Consider the following 20,799-nt stretch of genomic DNA (forward strand, 5'->3'; position numbering starts at 1 on the left):
AGGAAATGGAAGCAGGCCGACCTACACGGTCCGCCGCGATGGCTCAAGCGCGCCTTATGTCTCAGCCCGGCCAGGCGGCCAGAAGGCCGCGCAACGCCGCGATAAGCGCCAACGGCTGATCGACCATGATGTGGTGGGCCGAATCGGGGATGGCGATCTCCAGCATGTCCTTGGGCAGGGGCGAGGGCCGGTCATCGCTGACGCGGGACTTCACCACCGAGCGGTCGCCATAGATGTGCACCAGGGGCACGGTGACCTTGGGCGGGCCCTCGGCGGTCATGCCCATCATCACGCTGCGGTCGAGCTTGTTCCACATGGCCGGGTCGAACCGCCAGGTCCACCCTTCCCCCGAGCCGTCCGGCAGGGGCGCGCGCTTCAGGGAGCGGCGGGCGATGAAGTCGGCGATGAACAGGTTGCCGGCCACCTGGGGCGGCATGAAGCGGAAGCGGGCGAGCGCGGCCTCCTCTGTCGGATAGACCCGAGCGGCGCGGTCGCCGGTGGGGATGTTGCGCACCTGCTGCTCCTGCATGCGCTTGGCCTCCGGCGAGTCCGGCGGCGGACCGCCGAAGCCGGTGTCCACCAGCACCGCGGCGCGCATGCGCTCTGGGTGGGCGGCGGCGGCGAAGAACACCTGGCTGCCCCCGAAGGAGTGGCCGATATAGATCGGCTTGCCAGCTTCGTAGAGGCCGGTGGCGCGCGCCACGGCCTCGGCGTCCTCGGCGAAGTCCTGGAAGGCGTAGCTCTCGCGCCAGTCCGAGGCGCCCATGCCGGCCAGCGACATGGAGGTCACCCGGTAGTCCTGGGCCAGGTAGGGGGCGATGAAGCTCCACCAGTCGGCGTGGGCGGAGTTGCCGTGCACCAGCAACAGGCCGGGCTTGCCCAGTTCGCCCCAGGTCAGGGCCTCGATCCTTGTCCCCAGCGAGGTGACGAAGCTGCGCTCCGGCTCCTGGGCGATGGCGTCCAGGAACCATTCCGGCGCGTCGGGATGGCGGCCGCGGAACGGCGCCAGCGGCGCCTGCACCTGGGGCGGCAGGCTGCCGGGCTCGGAATGGATGGGGCGGTCGTCGTAGCCGACGGGAGCGCCTTCCTTGATCGCCGGATCCAATGCCATCAGGCGACTCCCCGCACTTCGCGCTCACCCGCCTTGCGCGAGATGGAGCGCATACCCTTGTAGACGCCGGTGCCGGTGATCAGAGTGCGCTCGCCGCACCAGATCCGGCCCCGAACCGTGAAGACGTCGTCCTGCTCGGTGATGATCTCGCTGGTCCCCTCGACCCAGTCGCCCATGTGGGCGCCGGAGAGGAAGTCGGTGGTCAACCGCACGGTCACCCAGCCGATCTCGCGCTTGTTGGAGATCACCCGGCCCCAGGCCATGTCGGCGAAGCTCATCAGCATGCCGCCGTGGCAGTTGTTCATGCCGTTGGCGTGATGCTCCTCGACCCGGAAGGCCATCACCTCGTCGCCGGTCGGCTCGTCACGGCGGGAATAGAACGGCCCGACCGTGCGGCCGAACCCCCGGTTCCAGAGGTTGATGACAAAGCCATCGGGCACGATGGCGGTCTGGACTTCGGTCAGATCATCGGACATCGCGCAGGGAAATGAACGGGCGGTCGGCGAATGGCAAGCCCTTGATGGGGTCCAGTCGCCGTCATGCCGAAGCTGCCCCCCCGTCAGGACCGGAAAACCGCGTCGCGGCTTCAGGCGGCGACCGCCTCCAACTCCGCGGCGAGGTCGGACAGGACCTTGCCCCCGCGCCCGGCGTAGGACGAGCCGTGCATCAGGGCCAGGGTGGTGGGCTCCAGGGCCGCCAGCCGGCGCAGGACCGATCCCGTGGCGGGGTGCATGCTCATGGCCTTGAACATGGCCTCGGCCTCCAGCGCAGGGGCCAGGACGTCGCCGTGGGTGAGGGCCGGACCGTCGCCGACATGGGTCAGCAGGTCGCCGCAAAGCAGCACACCGCCGGTCTCCTCGTACATCGCGCCGGCTTCCCAGCCATGTGGCACATGCGGCGTGTCGAGCCAGCGCAGGCGCTTGCCGCCCAGGTCCAGGACCTCGCCGTCGGCCAGGGCCCGCGGCGGGCGGTCGGCCAGATCGTTCAGAGAGACGTCGCAGGCGAGGGCGCCGTGGACCACCTGGGCCCGGGGCGCGGCCGCCAGCCACTGGTTCATGGCGCCACACTCGTCGGCCTCCACGTGGCCGAAGCTGATCCAGGCCAGCCGCTCCAGCGGCATGATCGCCCGCACCGCCTCGCTGATCTGCGGAAACATCTGGCGGTGCCCGCAGTGGAACAGCAGCGGCTCATCGGCGTCGATGAGGAACTGGTTGAAGGTGAAGCCGGCCGGGGGCGCGACGTCGGACACATAGGTCGACAGCCGGTAGACGCCGTCGGCGATTTCGGTGGTGCGGGTCTCCATGAGGGGCTCCTTCAGCTTGGAGAGGATCTGCCGGCGGCCAGCCAGCCATTGATGACCTCGGCGATCCGGTCGGTCGCCGCGTCGCGGGACAGGCCGGCGCGGGTGAGGGCCTGGAGGACCGAGAGGTCGCAGAGCGCCACCACCATCTCGGCCTCCATCGCGGTCGCGCCCGGCCCGAGAGCCTGGGCCGCCAAGCGGGTCAGGCCCTGGTTCATCTCGTCGAAATAGGTCCGCACCGGGCCGACCTCGTCGCGCTCGGCGCGGATTCGCTCCAGGCCCCGCGCCTGGCTCCAGAGATCGAAGACCGCCGCGACGAAGGCGCGAATCCGCTCGGCCCGGGTCGTGGCGCCCGCCAGGGCAGCTTCGCTGGGGACCGGCATCAGCACCCGCGCGTGCTGGCCGCAGGCCTCGACGGCGTCTTCATAGGTGGGGAAGTGGTGATAGACCGAGCCCACCCCGACCCCGGCCCGGGCGGCGATCTGCTTCATGGTCGTGGCCAGCACACCCTGCTCGGCGTGCAGTTCGAAGGTCGCCTCCACAATCCGTCTCCGTGTCTCCGCCGCCGAACTGGCGCGGCGCTGCTGGTCGTACCTGCGTGGGGTCTGGGTCATATTAATTGAACGAATATTCTATCAATATTGAGGCGTCAAGAGGGGGCGGTCTTTCGACGGGCCCGCTGCGTCATCCCGGCCGCAGCGCGGCGGAGAGCCGGGACCCAGGGGTCCAGCCTGCCGCCCCTGGGTCCCGGCTCGGCCTGACGGCCGTCTGGGATGACGGGCGAGAAGGAGGCTCTAGGGCTTCAGCGTCCCGGCCGTGACCGCGACCTCGCCGTGCAGGGTGGCGTCCTCGGCCGAGGTTCCCACCACCACGGCCACAGGACCGGCGGCGATGCGCCAGCCCGGCAGGGCCAAGTCATAGTTGGCCAGCAGGCGACGGTCGGCTGTGACGCTCACCCTGCGGCTCTCGCCAGGCGCCAGCGCCACGCGGGCCCAGCCGATCAGGCGCTGGCTGGGCTGGCCGTCCGAGCCCGTCACGGTGACATAGACCTGGGGGGTGTCGATCCCGGCCACGGCGCCGGTGTTCTTCACCTCGAAGCTGGCGGTGATCGTCTCGCCGCCCGTCAGCTCCAGGCCCGAATGGGCGAAGCTCGTATAGGAGAGGCCGAAGCCGAAGGGGAACAGGGTCGCGGTCCCGTGCTTGGCGAACCAGCGGTAGCCGACATCGGCCCCCTCCGGATGCTCCACCGAGAAGCGGCCCTTGTGCTGCTGCACGTCCGGCCGCGAGGTCGGGATGGTGCGTCCCTCCTCCGGGGGACCGAAGATCTGGCCGGGAATCTCCGGCCGCACCAGGTCCTCCACCTCGCGGGGGAAGCTGATGGGCAGGCGGCCGGACGGATTGACCGCTCCGAACAGGATGTTGGCGATGGCCTCGCCGCCCCGCGTGCCCGGATACCAGGCCTCCAGCACCGCGCTCACCCGGTCGAGCCAGGGCGTCAGCACCGGGGTCCCGGTCTCCAGCACCACCACGGTCCTGGGGTTGGCGGCGGCGACGGCCTCGATCAGGGCGTCCTGGTGACCCGGCAGGGAGAGGCTGGGCAGGTCCTCGGCCTCGGTGGCCCACTGGTCGGCGAAGACGATGGCCACGTCGGCGTCGCGGGCCAGGTCGGCGGCCTCGGCGGGATCGGTCCCGGGGGAGAAGGTGACCTGGGTGTTGCGGGTCATGTCGCGGATCGCCGCCAGGGGCGCCGAGGGATGATAGGTGATGTTGGCGAAGGCGCCGGCCGCGCCGGCCACCGGCAGCGACAGGCCTGGCCCGCCCACGGGGATCACCTGGGAGGAGCCGCCCCCCGACAGCACCCCGACGTCGGCATGGGCGCCGATCACCGCGATCCTGCGCAGGGATCCGGACAGGGGCAGGAGGCCGTCGTTCTTCAACAGCACCGTGCCCGCCTCGGCGGCGGCCTGGGCCACCTGGGCGTTGGCGGCGTAGTCGGTGAAGCGCTTGGCGGCGGGATTGTCGAACACCCCCTTGGCGAACAGGCTGCGCAGGATGCGGTGGACCATGTCCGTCAGCCGCTCGAAGGGCACCTCCCCCTGCTCCACGGCCTCCTTGAGGGGCGCGCCGAAATAGACCTGCTTGTCCAGTTGCTCGCCGCTCTCCTGGTCCAGGCCGGCGAGCGCCGCCTTGGCGGTGGAGTGGACCGCGCCCCAGTCGCTCATCACCCAGCCGCGGTAGCCCCAGTCGCGCTTCAGCACCTGGTTCAGCAGGAAGTCGCTCTCCCCGGCCCACTCGCCATTGACCCGATTATAGGCGCACATCACCGAGCCCGGATCGCCGCGTTCGATGGCGATCTGGAAGGCCAGCAGGTCGCTCTCCCGCAGGGCGCCCTCGTCGATGCGGGCGTCCACCACGTGGCGGCAGGTCTCCTGGTCGTTCAGGGCGAAGTGCTTCAGGGTGCAGACGATGTCGTTGGACTGGGCGCCCTTGATGGCCTCACCCGCCAGCACGCCGGCCAGCAGCGGGTCCTCGCCGAGATACTCGAAATTCCGCCCGCAGCGCGGCTCCCGCGTCAGGTTGGCGCCGCCGCCCAGCAGGACGTTGAAGCCCTTGTCGCGGGCCTCGCTCCCCACCATCACCCCGGCGGCGTGGGCCAGTTCCGGGTCCCAGGTGGAGGCCAGGGCCAGGCCGGAGGGCAGGCCGGTGGCGCCGTCGCCCGGACGCACCTGGCGCGGATTGGCGATGCCCAGGCTGGCGTCGGTCTCGTTCAGGGGCGGGATGCCGAGGCGCTCGACGCCGGGGATATAGCCCGCCCCCATGGCCGCGTCGGCCGGCGGCGGGGTGACCATGGCCGGCATCGGCCCGTGCACCAGGGAGATCATCTCGTCGAGGGTGAGCTGCTCGATGAGCAGGGTGGCCCGGGCGTCCGGGGACAGGGTCTTGTCCATCCAGGCTTGGGTCATCTCGGTGTCCTCCCTCTTGTTGGCGGCGACGCTATCCAGTTTGTCCGGGCGGGTCGACTGGGCGCGAGCGCGGGACTCGCCTGCCGGTCCGTCACCTGGGCATCATCGCGTCAAACAGCCTTGGGAGGGCGCGATGCAGGTGAGCTGGAGCCAGGCGGATCTCGCCTTTCGTGACGAGGTGCGCGCCTTCCTCGACGCCGAGCTGACATCGGAGATGCGGCGCACCAGCCGGCTGATGACCAGCGTCTACGCCCCGCATGATCTCGCCACCGAATGGCAGGCCATCCTGCACGCCCGCGGCTGGGCGGCGCCGGCCTGGCCGGTGGAATACGGCGGCTGCGGCTGGAGCGCGGCACAGCGCTACATCTTCGCCCAGGAGCTGGCCGCCGCCGGCGCCCCGCCGCTCTCGCCCATGGGGATCGGCATGTGCGGGCCGGTGCTGATCGGCCACGGGAGTCCCGAGCAGAAGGCCCACTACCTGCCGCGCATGCTGTCGGGCGAGCACCACTGGTGCCAGGGCTATTCCGAGCCGGCCTCGGGCTCGGATCTCGCCTCCCTGCAGATGAGCGCCGTGGCCGACGGCGACGGCTTCATCTGCAACGGCCACAAGCTGTGGACCACCCACGCCAATGTCGCCAACTGGATCTTCTGCCTGGTGCGGACCTCCAGCGAGGGCATCCGCCAGCAGGGGATCACCTTCCTGCTGATCGACATGACCACGCCGGGCGTCGAGGTCCGTCCGATCCTGATGCTGTCGGGGGAGCACATCCAGAACGACGTCTTCTTCACCGACGTCCGCGTGCCCCGGGCCAATGTGGTGGGCAAGGTGGGCGAGGGCTGGACGGTGGCCAAGTACCTGATGGAGTTCGAACGCGGCGGCGGGGTCAGCGCGCCGGGGCTGCGGGCCCGGCTGGCGCGCATCGCCGCCATGGCCGCGGCCGAGCCCCACCTTACCGACACCCGCAGCTTCGCCGCGCGCCTGGCCGCCGCGGCGATCGAGATCGACGCCCTGGAGGCCGTGGAGCTGCAGATCCTGGCCAACCTCAGCTCGGGCGAGGCGCCCGGCGCCAAGTCCTCGATGATGAAGACGGTGGGGACCGAGCTCAGCCAGAAGCTCACCGAGCTGGCCCTGGAGGCGGCCGGCGCCTATGGCGTCCCCTACCAGCCCCACGCCACGGCGCCGGGGGGGCCGACGCCGCTGTTCACCCCGCCCGCCGACCAGGGCCATGTCGGTCCCGACCACAGCCTGACGGTGGCGGCCAAGTACCTCAACGACCGGGCCGGTTCGATCTATGCCGGGACCAACGAGATCCAGCGCAACATCATCGCCAAGGCGGTGCTGGGCCTGTAGGGCGGGCCGCGAACCGCTTGTGACTGGACGGTTGCGCCTTGATGTCCTCCCCCGGCGGTAGGTAAACGACATCGCATGTCCGAAGACCTGAACGGCGTGGACCGCCGCCGACTGCTGTCCCGCCTCGGCGGGGACTTCCAGCTGGACTCCGCCCGGCGGGTCGCTCGGTCCACCAGCCGTGACGTCTTCACCGTCCTGGTCTTCCTGGAGATCAGCCGGGCCAATGTCGCGGCCCTGACCGCCTCGCGGGAAACCGTCGCCGAGCCCCATGCGGGCGTCCCCGGGGTTCCCCCCGACCACCTGCGCGATCCGGTCAGCATCTACATGGTGGCCCGCAATCTCCACATGCCCTACGAGACCGCGCGCCGGCACGTGAAGAAGCTGACCCAGGCCGGGCTTTGCGAAACGGTGGCCGGCGGCGTGATCATCCCCGCCCGGGCGATCCTCGATCCCCGGCTCATGGCCGCGGCGGCCGAGACCTGGACCGCCACCGTCGCGTTCGTGCAGGAGGCCGGCCGCCTGGGGATCTCCGTCGCCGGCGACAACCAGCCCCCCAGCCCCGATCAGTTCCGGCAGGTGAACCGCGCGGTGACCGCCTACTGCCTGGAGGCGGTCTGCCAGATGGCCAGCACCATGGACCTGGACCCCGCCGCGGTGCTGATGCTGCGGGCGGTCAACCTGGCCAATGTCCGGCACGTGACCCACGACCCCGACGCCGCCCGGGCCCATGCCGGCATGGGCGACATCCTGCCCGACGCCGAGCGCCGCCCGATCAGCGTCTACGGCCTGGCGAAGTATCTGCTGCTGCCCTACGAGACCGTCCGCCGCACCCTGCTGCAGCTCGAGGCCGATGGCCTGGTGCGGCGGCAGGCGGGGGGCCTGATCGTCCCGGTCGAGGTGGTGACACGCCCCGAGGTGGTCGCCGGGATCATGGGGCTGGTGGCCAGCACCGAGACCCTGCTGGCCGACCTCGCCGCCGCGGGCCTGACCTACCGGCCCGAGGCCTAGCCCCGGCCGCTGCGGCTCCAGGCCGCGTGGCATAGCACCGTTCTTAAAACTATTGAGAGGTCCCTCAAATCAGCCCAACTGGGCCTGACGCGTCGCCTCAATGGGGAGAGCCACCGCATGGGTCCTGACGTCGAGACCACGGACCGGCGGCGCCTCATCGCCCGCCTAGCCGGCGACTATCACGTGAACACCGCCCGGCGCTCGGCCCGGTTCATCAGCCGCGACATCGTCACCGCCCTGACCATCCTGGCCATCAACCGGGCCAATGTCCGCGAGCTGCTGGCCTCGCGCGAGGTCATCGCCGATCCCCATGAGGGGATTGCCGGCGTGCCCACCGACGACCGCCGCCGGCCTGTCAGCGTCTACGCCGTGGCCAAGGACCTGGGCCTGCCCTACGAAACCGTCCGCCGCCGGGCCAGGCAGCTGGTGGCCGCCGGCGTCTGCGCCGAGGTGGACGGCGGCCTGATCATCCCCGCCAAGGTGCTGACCGATCCGGCCCACGACGGCATCATCGCCGAGACCTGGGCCGCCACGACGGGGTTCGTGCAGGAGGCCGGCCGCCTCGGCGTCGCCGCCGGCCCGCCGGGGGCCGCAGGCCCCGACGTCCTGCGCCAGACCCTGCGCCTGACCACCGACTTCTTCCTGGAGTCCACCTGCCACAGCGCCCGGATCTTGGACCTCGACGTCCTGACCGTGCTGGCCCTGCGCGCTGTCAACAAGGCCAATATCGCCCACATCACCCACGATCCGGAACTGGCCCAGGCACACGCCGGCCTGGAGGAGGCGGTTCCCGACGCCGAGCGCCGCCCGGTCAGCGTCTACGCCATCGGCAAGTTCCTGCTGCTGCCCTACGAGACCACGCGGCGCGCCGTGAAGCGGCTGGAGGACCGCGGACTCGTGGAGCGCGGCCCCGACGGCCTCACCACCCCCACTGAGGTTCTGGCGCGTCCCGAGGTGATCCGCGCCATGATCGACATGGCGGCCCTCACCGAGGCCTTCCTCGCCGACCTCGCGGCCATCGGCGTCGGCTACCGGCCGGACGCGGGTTAGACCCGCTCGCGGCTCACGTCGCGGCGGCGCATCCATTCCAGCACCACCCAGGCGCCGAAGGCCCAGGTCGCCCCCAGGCTCCAGCCCGCCAGCACGTCGCTGGGCCAGTGGACCCCGAGATAGACCCGGCTGAAGCCCACGGCTATCGTCGTCAGAACCGCCAGGACATAGATCAGGATCTTGGTGCTGGCCCGGACCTCCACGCTGGCGATCAGGGTGGCCAGCGTCAGGAACACCGTCGCCGACAGGGTCGAGTGCCCGCTGGGGAAGCTCTGGGTGTAGACGTAACTTCCGTGCGGCACGAGGCTGGGCCTGGGCCGGTCATAGAAGGTCTTCAGCACCTCGCTGGACACCTGGGCGGCCAGCACGGCGCCGGCCAGGATCCAGGCCTGCCGCCGCTTGCCGTGGAAGCTGAACAGCAGCACCGCCACGATCGTCGCCAGGGTCAGGAAGGTGAAGCCCCCCAGAGCGGTGACGTCGCGCATGGATTCTTCCAGCCACCGCGGTCCGATGGGGTCGCTCAGCGTCCCGGGCCGGCGCAGCATCAGTAGCAGGCGCTGGTCCATCGCCGCGGTGTCACCCTCGGTGACCTCGCTGGCGACGTTGAAGAACCCCCAGATCGCCGCGGCCCCGCCCAGCCAGATCAGCAGGGCGCGGGTCTCGATCCGCCGCGCGAGCGGCTTCTTGGCTGGGTCGGTCATCCCGGCCTCAACGCGCGAAGCTCAGCTTCTTTCCGCGCGCCTCAGACCAGGGCCTCGAAGGCGTCCACCAGCCGCTCCATCTGGGTCATGCCCGCCGCCCAGAAAGCCTTCTCGCGGGGGTTCAGACCGAAGGGGCGCAGGGCCTCGACATAGGTCCGGGTGCCGCCGGCGGCCAGCAGGTCCTCGTAGAGGGGCGCGAAGGCGACCGGGTCCTCCCGGCGCTTCTCCATCAGGCCGCGCACCAGCAGGTCCCCGAAGGCGTAGGCGTAGACATAGAAGGGCGCGTGGGCGAAGTGGCTGACATAGCCCCAATAGTGCTCGTAGCCCCGGTTGAGCTTGATGGCCGGACCCAGGCTCTCGCCCATGGTCTCCAGCCAGATGGCGCCGATCTGGTCGGGCGCCAGCTCGCCCTCGACGCGGGCGGCGTGGAAGCGGCTCTCGAAGCGGTGGAAGGCGATCTGGCGCACCACCGTGTTGAGCCCATCCTCGATCTGGCCGGCCAGCAGGCCCATCCGCTCGGCCTTCGAGGCCCCGGCCAACAGCCGCTCGAACACCAGACCCTCGCCGAAGATCGAGGCGGTCTCGGCCAGGGTCAGGGGGGTGTCGGCCAGCAGGGTGCCCAGGGGTTGGCACAGGGTCTGGTGCACCGCGTGCCCCAGTTCGTGGGCCAGGGTGAGCACGTCGCGGCGCTCGCCCATATAGTTCATGAACACATAGGGGTGCCGCTCGGCGGTCACCGGGTGGGAGAAGGCCCCCGACTGCTTGCCGGCCCGCGGCCGCGCGTCGATCCAGGGCTGGTCGAAGAACGTCCGGGCCGTGTCGGCGAACTTGGGCGCCAGGTCGGAGAAGCTCTCCAGCACCATGCCCTTGGCCTGGCCCCAGTCGTAAGTGCGCTGGGCGCCTGTATCGAGCGGCGCGTTGCGGTCCCAGTAGTCCAGGGTCTTGCGGCCCATCAGCTTGGCCTTCAGCGCATAGTAGCGGTGGCTGACGGCGGGATAGGCCTCCACCACCGCGGCCTCCAGGGCCTCGACGGCGTCGGCGTCCACCTCGTTTGCGATGTGGCGGCTGGCGGCGGGCGACGGATATTTCCGCCAGCGGTCCTCCACCTGCTTTTCGAAGGCCAGCGTGTTCATGGCCAGCGCCAGCTCCGGCGTGCGGTCCTCCAGCGCCTTGGCCAGGCCATGGGCGGCGGCCTTGCGCTTGGCGACGTCGGGGTCCGACAGGCGGTTGAGCACCTCGGGCAGGGTCAGGGTCTCCTTGCCCACCTTGGCAGACAGCCGGGCCAGGGTCTCGTCGAACAGCCGGATCCAGTTGGCCACCGCGGGCGAGCGGTCGATCAGCAGCCGCTCCAGGTCCGGCGACAGCTCGTGGGGCCGCGACAGCCGCACGCGGCGCATCCAGGAGCGCCAGCGGGCGGCGGGGGGATGGGCCTTGAAGGCCATCTCGATCTCGTTGTCCTCGAGCTGGTTGAGCTCCAGGGTGAAGAACAGGCTCTCGGCGCCGATCTGCGAGGACCGGGTGCGCAGGTCGCCCTCGAACTTGGCCCAGGCCGGGTCGTCCTTGGCCACCGATGAGGCCAGGCCCGCATAGGCGCCCACGGCCCACAGCCCGTTCACCGCGCTCTCATAGAGGCCGATCCCGTGGTCCAGCAGCTCCCCCAGGTGAAGCGGATCGGAGCGCATGCCCACGAACCGGCCCTTCAGCTTCACCAGCTCGTCATTGGCGGCCTTGGCGGCGGCCAGGTCGGCCTCGATCTTCGGGTCGTCCCGACCGGCATAGAGGTCGGAGAGCTGCCACTCGGGCAGGACGTCGGTCTTCACAGGGGCGTTCATGGGCGGAGGTTTAGCGCGCGGGTCGGGGCGGGACTAGGGCGGTAAATAGCCGCCAGCCTGCCGAACCGACACACTCGCCGCCTAAGCTGCCCCACTGGAGACTGGCGTCTCCGACGTGAAATAGCTTAAGCACAAAACCCAGGGGTGTTACCGCCTCTTCGTACAGCATATCGGAGTAGGCGTGGCGAGCTACGCGTTCAGCACGATTACCGCAGACCAGGCCCTTGCGTTTGACGGAGCCGCCGACAGTCTCAGCGTCTCGACACCTATACTTGGGTTCACCGCCACCTTTGACGACGTCGCAGGGCATGTAACGCTGACGGATGCCTCAAACGGCCGCAGCGTGGTCTTTGGCTCGGGTCTCTACGGCGAGATGATCACGTCATTCGCCGGTTCGGGAATTCAGATTCTCACAGCGGGCGACGACACCTCGGGCTGGCCTGGAGTCGTCGTTTTCGGCGGCGGGGGATCCGACACCATCGCTCGAGCCACGGACGCCTACGGCGGAGCCGGAGGCGACCTGTTCGTCATAGACGACCCGTATGTCACCCGGATTCATGATTGGGAGGTCACCGACGCCATCTCCATGACGAACTACGCGCCCTTGGCGACGGCGGCGAACTACGTCGAGGCGACGAGATCGACCGCCGCTGAGGCCGACGCTTTCGCCCAGCAACAGGTGATCGCCGGAAAGGACTATGCAGTGGTCGCGGTAGGCGCCGACCTCTACGTCTACGGCGATCAGGATAATCGGAACGACGGCACGTCCTTGGTCAAAACGGTCCTTGTGGGAGCCGGACTCGACCAGATCGACTTCGGAAATTTCGTCGGCGGTAGAAGCCCGGCGGTCGCCTATTCCGGTGTGACCGGTGATGTGCGCGGGAACATGGACACCGCCCACCTGTCCAGCCTGGTGGGCATGCCGATCGAGACCGCGACCTCTACGACGCTCTATATCCACGGAGCTACCGCGAGCATGAGCCTGACCGGCTCTGGGTTCACCTATGACTCCCACCAGCAGATCACTGGAGGCCAGGTAAGCAACCTCGGCTACAGCAACGCCATCTTCGGCGTAGTCTGGGCGTCCCAAACGGCCATCTCAGCATCGCAGTTTGGAACCTGGGTCGCCACCGACGCCACCCAGCAGGCTTTCGCGACGATCCTCGCCGGCAACGACAAACTCAACGGCTGGAACGGCGCCGATCTGATCCGCGGCTTTGGGGGCGACGACCTGATCTATGGGCTCGGCGGCTCCGACACCATCTTCGGCGGCGCCGGAAACGATCAGATCTACGCGGTCTATCCCCCCAGTCTCTCCGGCGGCGCTACAAGTGGTTTGACCTATCTGAGGGGCGAGGAAGGCAATGATTTCATCGTCGGCGGCTCGGCCTTCGACGACCTGCATGGCAACCAGGGGGACGATACCGTCAACGGAGCCTATGGCGACGACTGGGTGGTCGGCGGTCAGGGCAATGACATGCTGCTAGGCGAGGCCGGCGGTGATGTCGTGTACGGCAATCTTGGTGCGGACACCTGCCTCGGCGGCGAAGGAAATGATTGGGTCCGCGGCGGCCAAGCCAATGACAGCCTCTTGGGCGGGGGCGGCGACGACTTGATCTGGGGTGATCGCGGCGACGACACGATGGCCGGCGGCCTCGGGGCCGACATGTTCCACACCCTGGTGGGCGCTGGCCTCGATCGGGTGACCGACTTCAACTACACGCAGGGCGATCGTATCGTTCTCGACGGCGCTCCCGCCTACACGGTCCGTCAGGAGGGTGCCGACACGGTGATCGATCTTGGCGGCGCGGATCGCATGGTCCTGGTCGCGGTGACCGCGGCCAGCCTTCCAGCCGGGTGGCTCATCGTTGGCTAGGAACGTCCAAGCCTTTCCGCCCCTTCCCCCTCGCCAAACGCCTTCGCCTCCCCCACATCGGTAGCCACACCGCACAGAGTTGCGCACCCCGGAGGAAGCCATGACCGACACCTACACGCCCCCCAAGGTCTGGACCTGGAACAAGGAGTCCGGCGGGCGGTTCGCGGCGATCAATCGGCCGATCGCGGGGCCGACCTCGGAGAAGGCGCTGCCGGTGGGCCGTCACCCGCTGCAGCTCTATTCGCTGGGCACCCCCAACGGGGTGAAGGTCACCATCATGCTGGAGGAGCTGCTGGCGCTGGGGCACTCCGGCGCCGAGTACGACGCCTGGCTGATCAATATCGGGGCCGGGGACCAGTTCAGTTCCGGCTTCGTGGAGATCAATCCCAATTCCAAGATCCCGGCCCTGCTGGACCGCTCGGGACCCGAGCCGATCCGGGTGTTCGAGTCGGGCGCGATCCTGATTCACCTGGCTGAGAAGTTCGGAAACGCCTTCCTGCCCACCGCGCCGGGGCCCCGGGCCGAGTGCCTGTCGTGGCTGATGTGGCTGATGGGCTCGGCGCCGTTCCTGGGAGGCGGGTTCGGGCACTTCTACGCCTATGCGCCCATGAAGATCGAATACGCCATCGACCGCTACGCCATGGAGGTGAAGCGGCAGATGGACGTGCTGGACCGCCGCCTGGCCGAGGCCGAGTACGTCGGCGGGTCCGAATACACCATCGCCGACATGGCCATCTGGCCCTGGTACGGCGGCATGGCCAAGGGCGTCCTCTACGAGGCCGGCGAGTTCCTCGACGTGGCGTCCTACAAGAACGTCAACCGCTGGGCCGACCAGATCGCCGAGCGGCCGGCGGTCAAGCGCGGCCGGATGGTCAACCGCACCTTCGGCGAGCCCTCCTCGCAGCTGCGGGAACGCCACGAGGCCAGCGACTTCGACACCAAGACCCAGGACAAGGTGGCCCCGGCGGAGGGGTAGGGCTCCTCCCGTCGCGGGACAAACCAGCCACCTATCGATCCGGCCCGCACCCCGTGGCCCTACCGCGCCAGCTTGGTGTAGGCGGCGATGGCGGCGGCGCGTTCGGGGGCGACCTCGGGGGATGGCGGCGGCTCAGGGGGCGCGGCGCCGGCGAGGGCGGCCTGGGCCTCCTGTGAGAGCGTGACGCTGTCGGCGCGGCGGGGCTGGGCCTGGTCGAGGTCGGCCTGCAGCCGGGCCCGGTAGTCGTCGGCGCCGGCGTAGGCGGGGGCGCCGGCGGCGTCCACCTGCACCCCGGCGACGATCTGCTGGTCGTCGGCCGACAGGGCGTCGAAAGCCTGCAGCACGCGGGCCTGGGGCTCGGGCGGCATGGCGTCGGGGCCGGCCCAGGCCGCGCGGGTGAAGGCGTCGAGGGTGGTGTGGACCCGCTGGGCGAAGGGACTGTCGGTGAGCACCCGGGCCAGGGCCTGCCGCGCGCCGCCCTGGGCCTGGCGCCAGCGGCCGGCCAGGTCCTGGTAGGAGGCCAGTTGCTCGCGCAGGCTCACGGCGCCGCTGCGGTCGCCCAGCACCAGAGCGGCGGCCGCGACGCTGTCGGGCAGGATGGCGGGCGCGCCGGACTGGGCCGCCCCGAGCGTGGATATCTGCATGGACCCCTCGACGCGGCGCATCCTCGGGGACCGGCCTGAATTCGTCGTGAAGGAACGCCCCTAAGAGCGCGTTAGGGATGATCGGCTCGGCCTAGTCCAGGTAGCCCCGCCGGCCCATCCAGCTCAGCACCAGGTCGGGCCAGGCGGCGACGGGCTTGCCCACGGTGAAGCGCAGGCCAAAGCCATGCCCGCCCTCCTCGAAGAGGTGCATCTCCACCGGGACCTTCTGGGCCCGCAGGGCGTCGAAGAGCTGCAGGCTGTTCTCCACCGGCACGCTGGCGTCATCCACGGCATGGACCAGGAAGACCGGCGGGGCGTCGGGCCGGGCGAGCCTTTCCAGCGACCCGTCGGCCACGGCCTTCGGCGTGGGCGCGGCTCCCAGCAGGTTCCGGCGCGAGCCGGGATGGACGTAGGGCTCCGCCATCGTCGCCACCGGATACATCAGCACGGCGAAGTCGGGCCGGGCGGAAACCAGGTCGGCGGCGTCGACGGCGGCATAGGTCGGCTGGTCGAACCTGAGGGTCAGCATGCCGGCCACGTGGCCGCCGGCCGAGAAGCCCATCACCCCCACCCGCCTGGGATCGACGCCGTACTCGGCGGCGTGAGACCGGATCAGGCGCAGGGCCCGCTGGGCGTCCTGCAGCGGCGCGGCGGGGCCGGCGCTCCAACCCTCCTGCGGCAGGCGGTAGGTCATGACGAAGACGGTGACCCCGGCCCTGGCGAAGACCTCGGCGGTCTCATAGCCCTCCTTGTCCATCACCACCCACGAATAGCCGCCGCCGGGCGCCATCAGCAGGGCCGCCCCGTTGGGATGCTCCGGGCGGAAGGCGATCAGGGTCGGATTGGTGACGCCCTTGAGGATGCGGTCGCGGATGACGGAGGTGTCCTTGGACCGCTCGACCACCGCTTCGCGGGCCGTGGCGTGCTCGGCGCCGGGCGGACCCTTGGGCCACAACGCGATCACCGCGTGGCCGGGGCCGGCGGGGCTCTCCTGGGCGGCGGCGGCGGTGGCCAGACCCAGGACCAGGGCCACGGCGGCGATCAGGTTGGAAACCGGTGTCATGGATCGAGGCTAACGCGGTCGGCCCCGCCTGGCGAGCTAGATCGGGTGGGTCCGGAGCAGCAGGCTGGTCTCGCTGGCCCCGATCCCCTCGAGCGTGCGGACCTCGTCCAACAGGCGGCTGAAATCAGCCAGGGAGGCGGCGTCCAGTTCGGCGATCAGGTCCCAACGGCCGTTGGTGGAATGGACCGCCGCCACCTCCGGGAAGCCGCGCAGGGCCTTGAGCACAGCCGCCGTCCGCTCCCCCTCGATGGCCAGGCTCATGATGGCCCGCACCCGCTCGGCCTCCAGTTCGGGCCGGGCGCGGACGGTGAAGCCCTGGATGGCGCCCCGCTTCAGCATCCGCTCGATGCGGTTCTGCACGGTGCCGCGGGAGACCTTCAGCTTCGTCGCCAGATTGGAGGCCGGCGCCCGGGCGTCCTCGCGCAGCAGGGCCAGCAGCCGACGGTCCAGATCATCCATATCGCTAGAATCCCATGACGTAACGCCAATCTTTCCGGCATACCGTAGCATCCCGGCGGCTTTTCGCTAGCGCGACGGCGCGGGACTGTGGGGCGGACTCCTCATGAGGCGACCCATGGCCCCCACCTTCCTGATGACCGACCCCGGTCATTTCGACGTCAGCTACACCATCAATCCCTGGATGAGTCCCGCCGCCTGGACCCCGGCCCACGCCCGCGCCGCCCGCGCCGGCTCGGCGGCCCTGAGCTGGGCCCTGCAGGCCGCCGGCGCCCGGGTGGAGATGGTCCCCGCCGTGGCGGGCCTGCCTGACCTGGTCTTCCCCGCCAACGCCGCCGTGGTGCTGGACGGGACGGCGCTCATGGCCCGCTTCCGCCACCCTGAGCGCCGGGGTGAGGAGGCCCCGTTCCGGGCGGCCTTCGAGACCCTGAAGCGCCGCGGCTGGATCGATCGCATCGTCGAGCTCCCCGAGGGGCTGATCCACGAGGGGGCCGGCGACGCCCTGTGGGACGGGACGCGGGGCATCTTCTGGACCGGCCACGGCCAGCGCTCCGACGCCCAAGCCGCCGAGGTCATCGCCCGCACCTTCGGCCGCCCTGTGGTGGCCCTGGAGCTGGCCAGCCCTCACTTCTACCACCTGGACACCTGCTTCCGGCCGCTGAGCGGCGGGGAGGTGCTCTACTATCCCCCGGCCTTCACCCCCCAGGCCCTGGCGGCCATCGAGGCCCGCGTCGCCCCCGCCGACCGCCTGATCGCCACCCGCCAGGACGCCGAGGCCCTGTGCGTCAACGCCGTTTGCCTGGACCGCACCGTCGTCATGGCCCGCGCCCCGGCCGAGCTGAAGGCGCGCATCGAGGCCCGCGGTTACCGCCTGGTCGAGGTGGACCTGGCCCCCTTCATCCTCTCCGGCGGGGCGGCCTTCTGCATGACCCTTCGCCTGGATCTCGTCTCCGCACCTCAGGGAGTTCCCGCATGACCACCGCTGTCCTCAGCCGCGCCGCCGACCTCATCGAACGCGAGAACCACTACGGCGCCCACAACTACAAGCCCCTCGACGTGGTCCTGACCCGCGGCGAGGGGGTGCATGTCTGGGACGTGGACGGCAAACGCTACCTGGACTGTCTCTCGGCCTATTCGGCGGTGAACCAGGGCCACTGCCACCCGCGCATCATCGGCGCCCTGACCGAGCAGGCCCAGCGCCTGACCCTGACCAGCCGCGCCTTCCGCAACGACCAACTTCCGGCCTTCCTGGAGGAGCTCTGCACGCTGACCAACTCCCACATGGCCCTGCCGATGAACTCCGGCGCCGAGGCCGTGGAAAGCGCGCTGAAGACCGTCCGCAAGTGGGGCTACGAGGTGAAGGGCGTGCCGGCCGATCGCGCCGAGATCATCGTCTGTTCGGAGAACTTCCACGGCCGGACGCTCGCCATCGTCGGCTTCTCCTCCGACGACCAGACCCGCGCCGGCTTCGGCCCCTTCACGCCCGGCTTCAGGATGGTCCCCTACGGCGACGTCGCCGCCTTCGAGGCCGCCATCACCCCCAACACCGTCGGCTTCCTGGTGGAGCCCATCCAGGGCGAGGCGGGCGTGGTCATCCCGCCGGCCGGCTATTTCACCCGGGTGCGCGAGCTCTGCACCGCCCACAATGTCGTGCTGATCCTCGACGAGATTCAGACCGGCTTCGGCCGCACCGGCAAGCTGCTGGCGGAGGAACACGAGGGCATCGAGGCCGACCTCACCCTGGTGGGCAAGGCGCTGGCCGGCGGGGTCTATCCGGTCTCCGCCGTGCTCTCCAACGCCCAGGTGCTGGGGGTGCTGAAGCCCGGCGACCATGGCTCCACCTTCGGCGGCAATCCCCTGGCCTGCGCCGTGGCCCGCATGGCCCTGAAGGTCCTGGTGGACGAGGGTATGGTCGAGAATTCGGCGGTCATGGGCGCGCGCCTGAAGGCGACCCTGGCCTCGATCCGCCACCCCGCCGTCAAGGAGGTTCGCGGCCGCGGCCTGATGCTGGCCGTGGAACTGCACCCGCAGGCCGGCGGCGCCCGACCGGTGGTGGAGGCCCTCGCCGCCCGAGGCCTGCTGGCCAAGGACACCCACGACCACACGATCCGCATCTCCCCGCCCCTGGTGCTCACCGCGGGTGAGGCCGACTGGATCGCCGAGCAGGTGCAGGCGGCGCTGCCCCCTACTTGACCTCTTCTCCTCTCCCGCTTGCGGGAGAGGCAGGGTGAGGGCTCTTTCTGCTCTTCCGTTGTCGCTCGGCGTCAGAGACGCGCAGCCCTGCTGCGCGCCCCCTCACCCTAACCTCTCCCCCAGAAGGGGAGAGGAGAAGGTTCCCTACTTCGCCCCCTGCGCCTTGGCCGGGGCCACGCCGGCCTGGGCGTTGCGGGCCTCGGTGATCACATAGGCGCGGATGTCCTCGGCGTCCTTGGGCGACAGGAAGCGGGCGAAGCTCGCCATGCCGTTGGCCTTGCGGGCGCCGTCGATCACCACCGACTTCCAGTCGGCCTCCGTCAGCAGCATCTGCGACTTCTTCAGGTCGGGCAGGAAGGCGCCGGACGCGCTGGGACCGTGGCAGACCTGGCAGTTGTTGTGGAACAGGGCGAAGCCCGCCTTGGCGTCGCCGGTGGAGGTGACGCCGGTGAGGTCGAGATTGGGAATCACCGGGATGTCGTAGGGCTTGGCCTGGGCCTTGCCGCCCAGCTTGAAGACCATCAGGCGGCCGGGAAGCCGGGGACGCTCTCGCAGCACCGCCGACGCCGAGGTCGGCGCCCCGCCGCCATAACCCACCATCAGGGCGACGTACTGCTCGCCGTCGATCTCGTAGGTGGAGGGGGCGGCGACGACGCCGTTCTCGGTCTTGTAGCTCCACAGCTTCTTGCCGGTGGCGGCGTCATAGGCGACGAACTCGCCCACCCCGTCGCCCTGGAACACCAGGCCGCCGGCCGTTGACATGATGCCGGCGTTCCAGAAATAGGGATGCTGCACGGTCCAGCGGGCCTTCTGGGCCACAGGGTCCCAGGCGATCAGCTGACCCTTGAACATCGACTTCAGGCCGGCGAGCTGGGCCTTGTCGCTCGGGAAGGCGTTGGCCAGCAGATCGGTGCCCAGGTTCCAGGCGCCCTGGCGGTGCTTGTAGTCCTTCTCGTTGGTGTAGGCGAAGGGGTCCAGCTGGGCCGGGATATAGACCAGGCCGGTCTTGGGGCTGAAGGACATCGGGTGCCAGTTGTGGCCCCCCAGCGGTCCGGGGAACTGCAGGGAGGGCGCGGTCTCATAGCGCGCGCCGGGGTTCTCGATGGGGCGGCCGGTCTTCGGGTCGATCCCCGTCGCCCAGGTCACCGGGATATAGTTCTTGGCCGAGAGCAGCTCGCCGGTCGCCCGGTCGAGCACATAGAAGAAGCCGTTCTTCGGCGCCTGCATCAGCACCTTGCGCGGCGTCCCGCCCACCGTCAGGTCGGCCAGGATGATGTGCTGGGTGGCGGTGTAGTCCCAGCTCTCGCCAGGCGTGGTCTGGTAGTGCCAGACATAGGCGCCGGTGTCGGGCTTCAGCGCCAGGATCGACGACAGGAAGAGGTTGTCGCCCTTGCCGTCCGACCGCTTCAGCCGGTTCCAGGGCGAGCCGTTGCCAACGCCCACATAGAGGATGTCGAGGTCGGGGTCATAGGCCATGGAGTCCCAGACCGTGCCGCCGCCGCCGGTCTCCTTCCAGCCGTCGCCGAACCAGGTGGCGGCGGCCTTCTCCTTCATGATCTTGTCGCTGGCCGCGCCGTCCGGCTGACCCTTGGCGTTGGGGGTGGTGTAGAAGCGCCAGACGAGCTTGCCGGTGGCCGTGTCATAGGCCGACAGGTAGCCGCGCACGCCGTACTCGGCGCCGCCGTTGCCGATCATCACCTTGTCCTTGATGATCCGGGGGGCGCCGGTGATCGTATAGGGCTGGGAATTGTCGGTGGTCTGGGTCGTCCAGACCGGCTTTCCGGTGGCGGCGTCCAGCGCGATCAGGCGCCCGTCCAGGGTGCCGAAATAGACCCGGCCCTTCCAGACGGCGACCCCGCGGTTGACCACGTCGCAGCAGGCGTCATAGCCCTTGGAGCCGTCGACCTTGGGATCGTAGGACCACTTCTGCTCGCCGGTCTTGGCGTCGAAGGCGTAGACCTTGGACCAGGCCGTGGTGGTGTACATGACCCCGTCGACCACCACCGGGGTGGCCTCCTGGCCGCGGTCGGTGTCGAACTCGTGGTACCAGGCCAGGCCCAGGGTCCCGACGTTCTTGGTGTCGATCTTGGTGAGGGGACTGAAGCGCTGCTCGTCATAGGTCCGGCCGACCGAGACCCAGTCGCCATTGGCCGAGGCCGCGGCGATCCGCTTGCCGTCGACATTTCCGGGCTTGGCCTGTCCGCAGGCCGCGACGAGAGCTGAGAACGCCAGGACGATGGCGAGCTTGGTGAGCTTCATGGAGGTCCTCCCCGAC

Annotated in this window: 18 protein-coding genes; 7 read left to right on the forward strand and 11 right to left on the reverse strand. The window is 69.8% G+C overall.

The features are described from left to right. Positions 1–61: 61 nt before the first annotated feature. The 5 genes from ACO06I_RS13880 to ACO06I_RS13900 form a co-directional block, all read right to left on the reverse strand. Positions 62–1,111, reverse strand: coding sequence for an alpha/beta fold hydrolase (locus ACO06I_RS13880; protein ID WP_421933154.1), 1,050 nt, complete (start codon positions 1,109–1,111; stop codon positions 62–64). Beyond that, positions 1,111–1,587 (reverse strand): PaaI family thioesterase, encoded by a 477-nt coding sequence (locus ACO06I_RS13885; protein ID WP_421933155.1) that lies wholly within the window; start codon positions 1,585–1,587, stop codon positions 1,111–1,113. The genes ACO06I_RS13880 and ACO06I_RS13885 overlap by 1 nt, the downstream gene beginning before the upstream one ends. Before the next feature lie 110 nt (positions 1,588–1,697). Continuing rightward, positions 1,698–2,414, reverse strand: a complete 717-nt coding sequence (locus tag ACO06I_RS13890; RefSeq protein WP_421933156.1) for an MBL fold metallo-hydrolase — start codon at positions 2,412–2,414, stop codon at positions 1,698–1,700. A gap of 11 nt (positions 2,415–2,425) precedes the next feature. Next, positions 2,426–3,025 carry a TetR/AcrR family transcriptional regulator gene (locus ACO06I_RS13895; protein WP_421933157.1) on the reverse strand — a complete coding sequence of 200 codons (600 nt, stop codon included), beginning with the start codon at positions 3,023–3,025 and terminating at the stop codon, positions 2,426–2,428. A gap of 180 nt (positions 3,026–3,205) precedes the next feature. Further along, positions 3,206–5,374 (reverse strand): beta-glucosidase family protein, encoded by a 2,169-nt coding sequence (locus tag ACO06I_RS13900; RefSeq protein WP_421933158.1) that lies wholly within the window; start codon positions 5,372–5,374, stop codon positions 3,206–3,208. Between the two features lie 133 nt (positions 5,375–5,507). Here ACO06I_RS13900 and ACO06I_RS13905 point away from each other — a divergent pair, with 133 nt between their 5' ends. The 3 genes from ACO06I_RS13905 (at position 5,508) to ACO06I_RS13915 (ending at position 8,783) form a co-directional block, all read left to right on the forward strand. Beyond that, positions 5,508–6,725 (forward strand): acyl-CoA dehydrogenase family protein, encoded by a 1,218-nt coding sequence (locus ACO06I_RS13905; RefSeq protein WP_421933159.1) that lies wholly within the window; start codon positions 5,508–5,510, stop codon positions 6,723–6,725. A 75-nt stretch (positions 6,726–6,800) separates the two neighbouring features. Further along, a complete protein-coding gene (locus ACO06I_RS13910) occupies positions 6,801–7,733 on the forward strand; it encodes a hypothetical protein (RefSeq protein WP_421933160.1) in 933 nt (310 codons plus the stop codon). Between the two features lie 117 nt (positions 7,734–7,850). Continuing rightward, entirely contained in the window at positions 7,851–8,783 is a 933-nt protein-coding gene (locus ACO06I_RS13915) for a MarR family transcriptional regulator (protein ID WP_421933161.1), read from the forward strand. Here ACO06I_RS13915 and ACO06I_RS13920 read toward each other — a convergent pair. Continuing rightward, positions 8,780–9,484, reverse strand: coding sequence for a phosphatase PAP2 family protein (locus ACO06I_RS13920; RefSeq protein WP_421933162.1), 705 nt, complete (start codon positions 9,482–9,484; stop codon positions 8,780–8,782). The two genes, ACO06I_RS13915 and ACO06I_RS13920, sit on opposite strands and share 4 nt — an antisense overlap. Positions 9,485–9,525: 41 nt before the next feature. Then, positions 9,526–11,316, reverse strand: a complete 1,791-nt coding sequence (locus tag ACO06I_RS13925) for a M3 family oligoendopeptidase (RefSeq protein ID WP_421933163.1) — start codon at positions 11,314–11,316, stop codon at positions 9,526–9,528. Positions 11,317–11,497: 181 nt separating this feature from the next. On the opposite strand from ACO06I_RS13925, the gene ACO06I_RS13930 reads away from it, so the two are divergent. Next, positions 11,498–13,192: a calcium-binding protein gene (locus ACO06I_RS13930; protein ID WP_421933164.1), complete on the forward strand. Its 1,695-nt coding sequence runs from the start codon at positions 11,498–11,500 to the stop codon at positions 13,190–13,192. 100 nt (positions 13,193–13,292) lie between these two features. Then, positions 13,293–14,168: a glutathione-dependent disulfide-bond oxidoreductase gene (yghU, locus tag ACO06I_RS13935; RefSeq protein WP_421933165.1), complete on the forward strand. Its 876-nt coding sequence runs from the start codon at positions 13,293–13,295 to the stop codon at positions 14,166–14,168. A 59-nt stretch (positions 14,169–14,227) separates the two neighbouring features. On the opposite strand, the gene ACO06I_RS13940 is transcribed toward yghU, so the two are convergent. The 3 genes from ACO06I_RS13940 to ACO06I_RS13950 all read right to left on the reverse strand — a co-directional run bounded on the left by ACO06I_RS13940 (position 14,228) and on the right by ACO06I_RS13950 (position 16,334). Further along, a complete protein-coding gene (locus tag ACO06I_RS13940) occupies positions 14,228–14,812 on the reverse strand; it encodes a hypothetical protein (RefSeq protein ID WP_421933166.1) in 585 nt (194 codons plus the stop codon). A 91-nt stretch (positions 14,813–14,903) separates the two neighbouring features. Continuing rightward, positions 14,904–15,875 carry an alpha/beta hydrolase gene (locus tag ACO06I_RS13945; RefSeq protein ID WP_421933167.1) on the reverse strand — a complete coding sequence of 324 codons (972 nt, stop codon included), beginning with the start codon at positions 15,873–15,875 and terminating at the stop codon, positions 14,904–14,906. Between the two features lie 36 nt (positions 15,876–15,911). Then, positions 15,912–16,334, reverse strand: a complete 423-nt coding sequence (locus ACO06I_RS13950) for an Lrp/AsnC family transcriptional regulator (RefSeq protein ID WP_421933168.1) — start codon at positions 16,332–16,334, stop codon at positions 15,912–15,914. 115 nt (positions 16,335–16,449) lie between these two features. Between ACO06I_RS13950 and ACO06I_RS13955 the strand changes: the two genes are divergently transcribed. Together ACO06I_RS13955 and rocD are read left to right on the forward strand one after the other, a co-directional pair. Beyond that, positions 16,450–17,307 carry a dimethylarginine dimethylaminohydrolase family protein gene (locus ACO06I_RS13955; protein WP_421933169.1) on the forward strand — a complete coding sequence of 286 codons (858 nt, stop codon included), beginning with the start codon at positions 16,450–16,452 and terminating at the stop codon, positions 17,305–17,307. Then, positions 17,304–18,524: an ornithine--oxo-acid transaminase gene (gene rocD / locus ACO06I_RS13960; protein WP_421933170.1), complete on the forward strand. Its 1,221-nt coding sequence runs from the start codon at positions 17,304–17,306 to the stop codon at positions 18,522–18,524. The genes ACO06I_RS13955 and rocD overlap by 4 nt, the downstream gene beginning before the upstream one ends. A 144-nt stretch (positions 18,525–18,668) precedes the next feature. On the opposite strand, the gene ACO06I_RS13965 is transcribed toward rocD, so the two are convergent. Continuing rightward, positions 18,669–20,783, reverse strand: coding sequence for a PQQ-dependent dehydrogenase, methanol/ethanol family (locus tag ACO06I_RS13965; RefSeq protein WP_421933171.1), 2,115 nt, complete (start codon positions 20,781–20,783; stop codon positions 18,669–18,671). Positions 20,784–20,799 lie beyond the last annotated feature (16 nt).

It is taken from the genome of Phenylobacterium sp., assembly GCF_965229015.1.
GTDB lineage: Bacteria > Pseudomonadota > Alphaproteobacteria > Caulobacterales > Caulobacteraceae > Phenylobacterium.

What these genes read in the sequence shown, in the direction of transcription:
- ACO06I_RS13880 (WP_421933154.1), bottom strand. Translation starts at nt 1,111, where the DNA reads ATGGCATTGGATCCGGCGATCAAGGAAGGCGCTCCCGTCGGCTACGAC.
- ACO06I_RS13950 (WP_421933168.1), bottom strand. Translation starts at nt 16,334, where the DNA reads ATGGATGATCTGGACCGTCGGCTGCTGGCCCTGCTGCGCGAGGACGCC.
- ACO06I_RS13925 (WP_421933163.1), bottom strand. Translation starts at nt 11,316, where the DNA reads ATGAACGCCCCTGTGAAGACCGACGTCCTGCCCGAGTGGCAGCTCTCC.
- ACO06I_RS13910 (WP_421933160.1), top strand. Translation starts at nt 6,801, where the DNA reads ATGTCCGAAGACCTGAACGGCGTGGACCGCCGCCGACTGCTGTCCCGC.
- ACO06I_RS13955 (WP_421933169.1), top strand. Translation starts at nt 16,450, where the DNA reads ATGGCCCCCACCTTCCTGATGACCGACCCCGGTCATTTCGACGTCAGC.
- ACO06I_RS13940 (WP_421933166.1), bottom strand. Translation starts at nt 14,812, where the DNA reads ATGCAGATATCCACGCTCGGGGCGGCCCAGTCCGGCGCGCCCGCCATC.
- ACO06I_RS13915 (WP_421933161.1), top strand. Translation starts at nt 7,851, where the DNA reads ATGGGTCCTGACGTCGAGACCACGGACCGGCGGCGCCTCATCGCCCGC.
- ACO06I_RS13920 (WP_421933162.1), bottom strand. Translation starts at nt 9,484, where the DNA reads ATGACCGACCCAGCCAAGAAGCCGCTCGCGCGGCGGATCGAGACCCGC.
- ACO06I_RS13890 (WP_421933156.1), bottom strand. Translation starts at nt 2,414, where the DNA reads ATGGAGACCCGCACCACCGAAATCGCCGACGGCGTCTACCGGCTGTCG.
- rocD (WP_421933170.1), top strand. Translation starts at nt 17,304, where the DNA reads ATGACCACCGCTGTCCTCAGCCGCGCCGCCGACCTCATCGAACGCGAG.
- yghU (WP_421933165.1), top strand. Translation starts at nt 13,293, where the DNA reads ATGACCGACACCTACACGCCCCCCAAGGTCTGGACCTGGAACAAGGAG.
- ACO06I_RS13900 (WP_421933158.1), bottom strand. Translation starts at nt 5,374, where the DNA reads ATGACCCAAGCCTGGATGGACAAGACCCTGTCCCCGGACGCCCGGGCC.
- ACO06I_RS13905 (WP_421933159.1), top strand. Translation starts at nt 5,508, where the DNA reads ATGCAGGTGAGCTGGAGCCAGGCGGATCTCGCCTTTCGTGACGAGGTG.
- ACO06I_RS13965 (WP_421933171.1), bottom strand. Translation starts at nt 20,783, where the DNA reads ATGAAGCTCACCAAGCTCGCCATCGTCCTGGCGTTCTCAGCTCTCGTC.
- ACO06I_RS13945 (WP_421933167.1), bottom strand. Translation starts at nt 15,875, where the DNA reads ATGACACCGGTTTCCAACCTGATCGCCGCCGTGGCCCTGGTCCTGGGT.
- ACO06I_RS13895 (WP_421933157.1), bottom strand. Translation starts at nt 3,025, where the DNA reads ATGACCCAGACCCCACGCAGGTACGACCAGCAGCGCCGCGCCAGTTCG.
- ACO06I_RS13885 (WP_421933155.1), bottom strand. Translation starts at nt 1,587, where the DNA reads ATGTCCGATGATCTGACCGAAGTCCAGACCGCCATCGTGCCCGATGGC.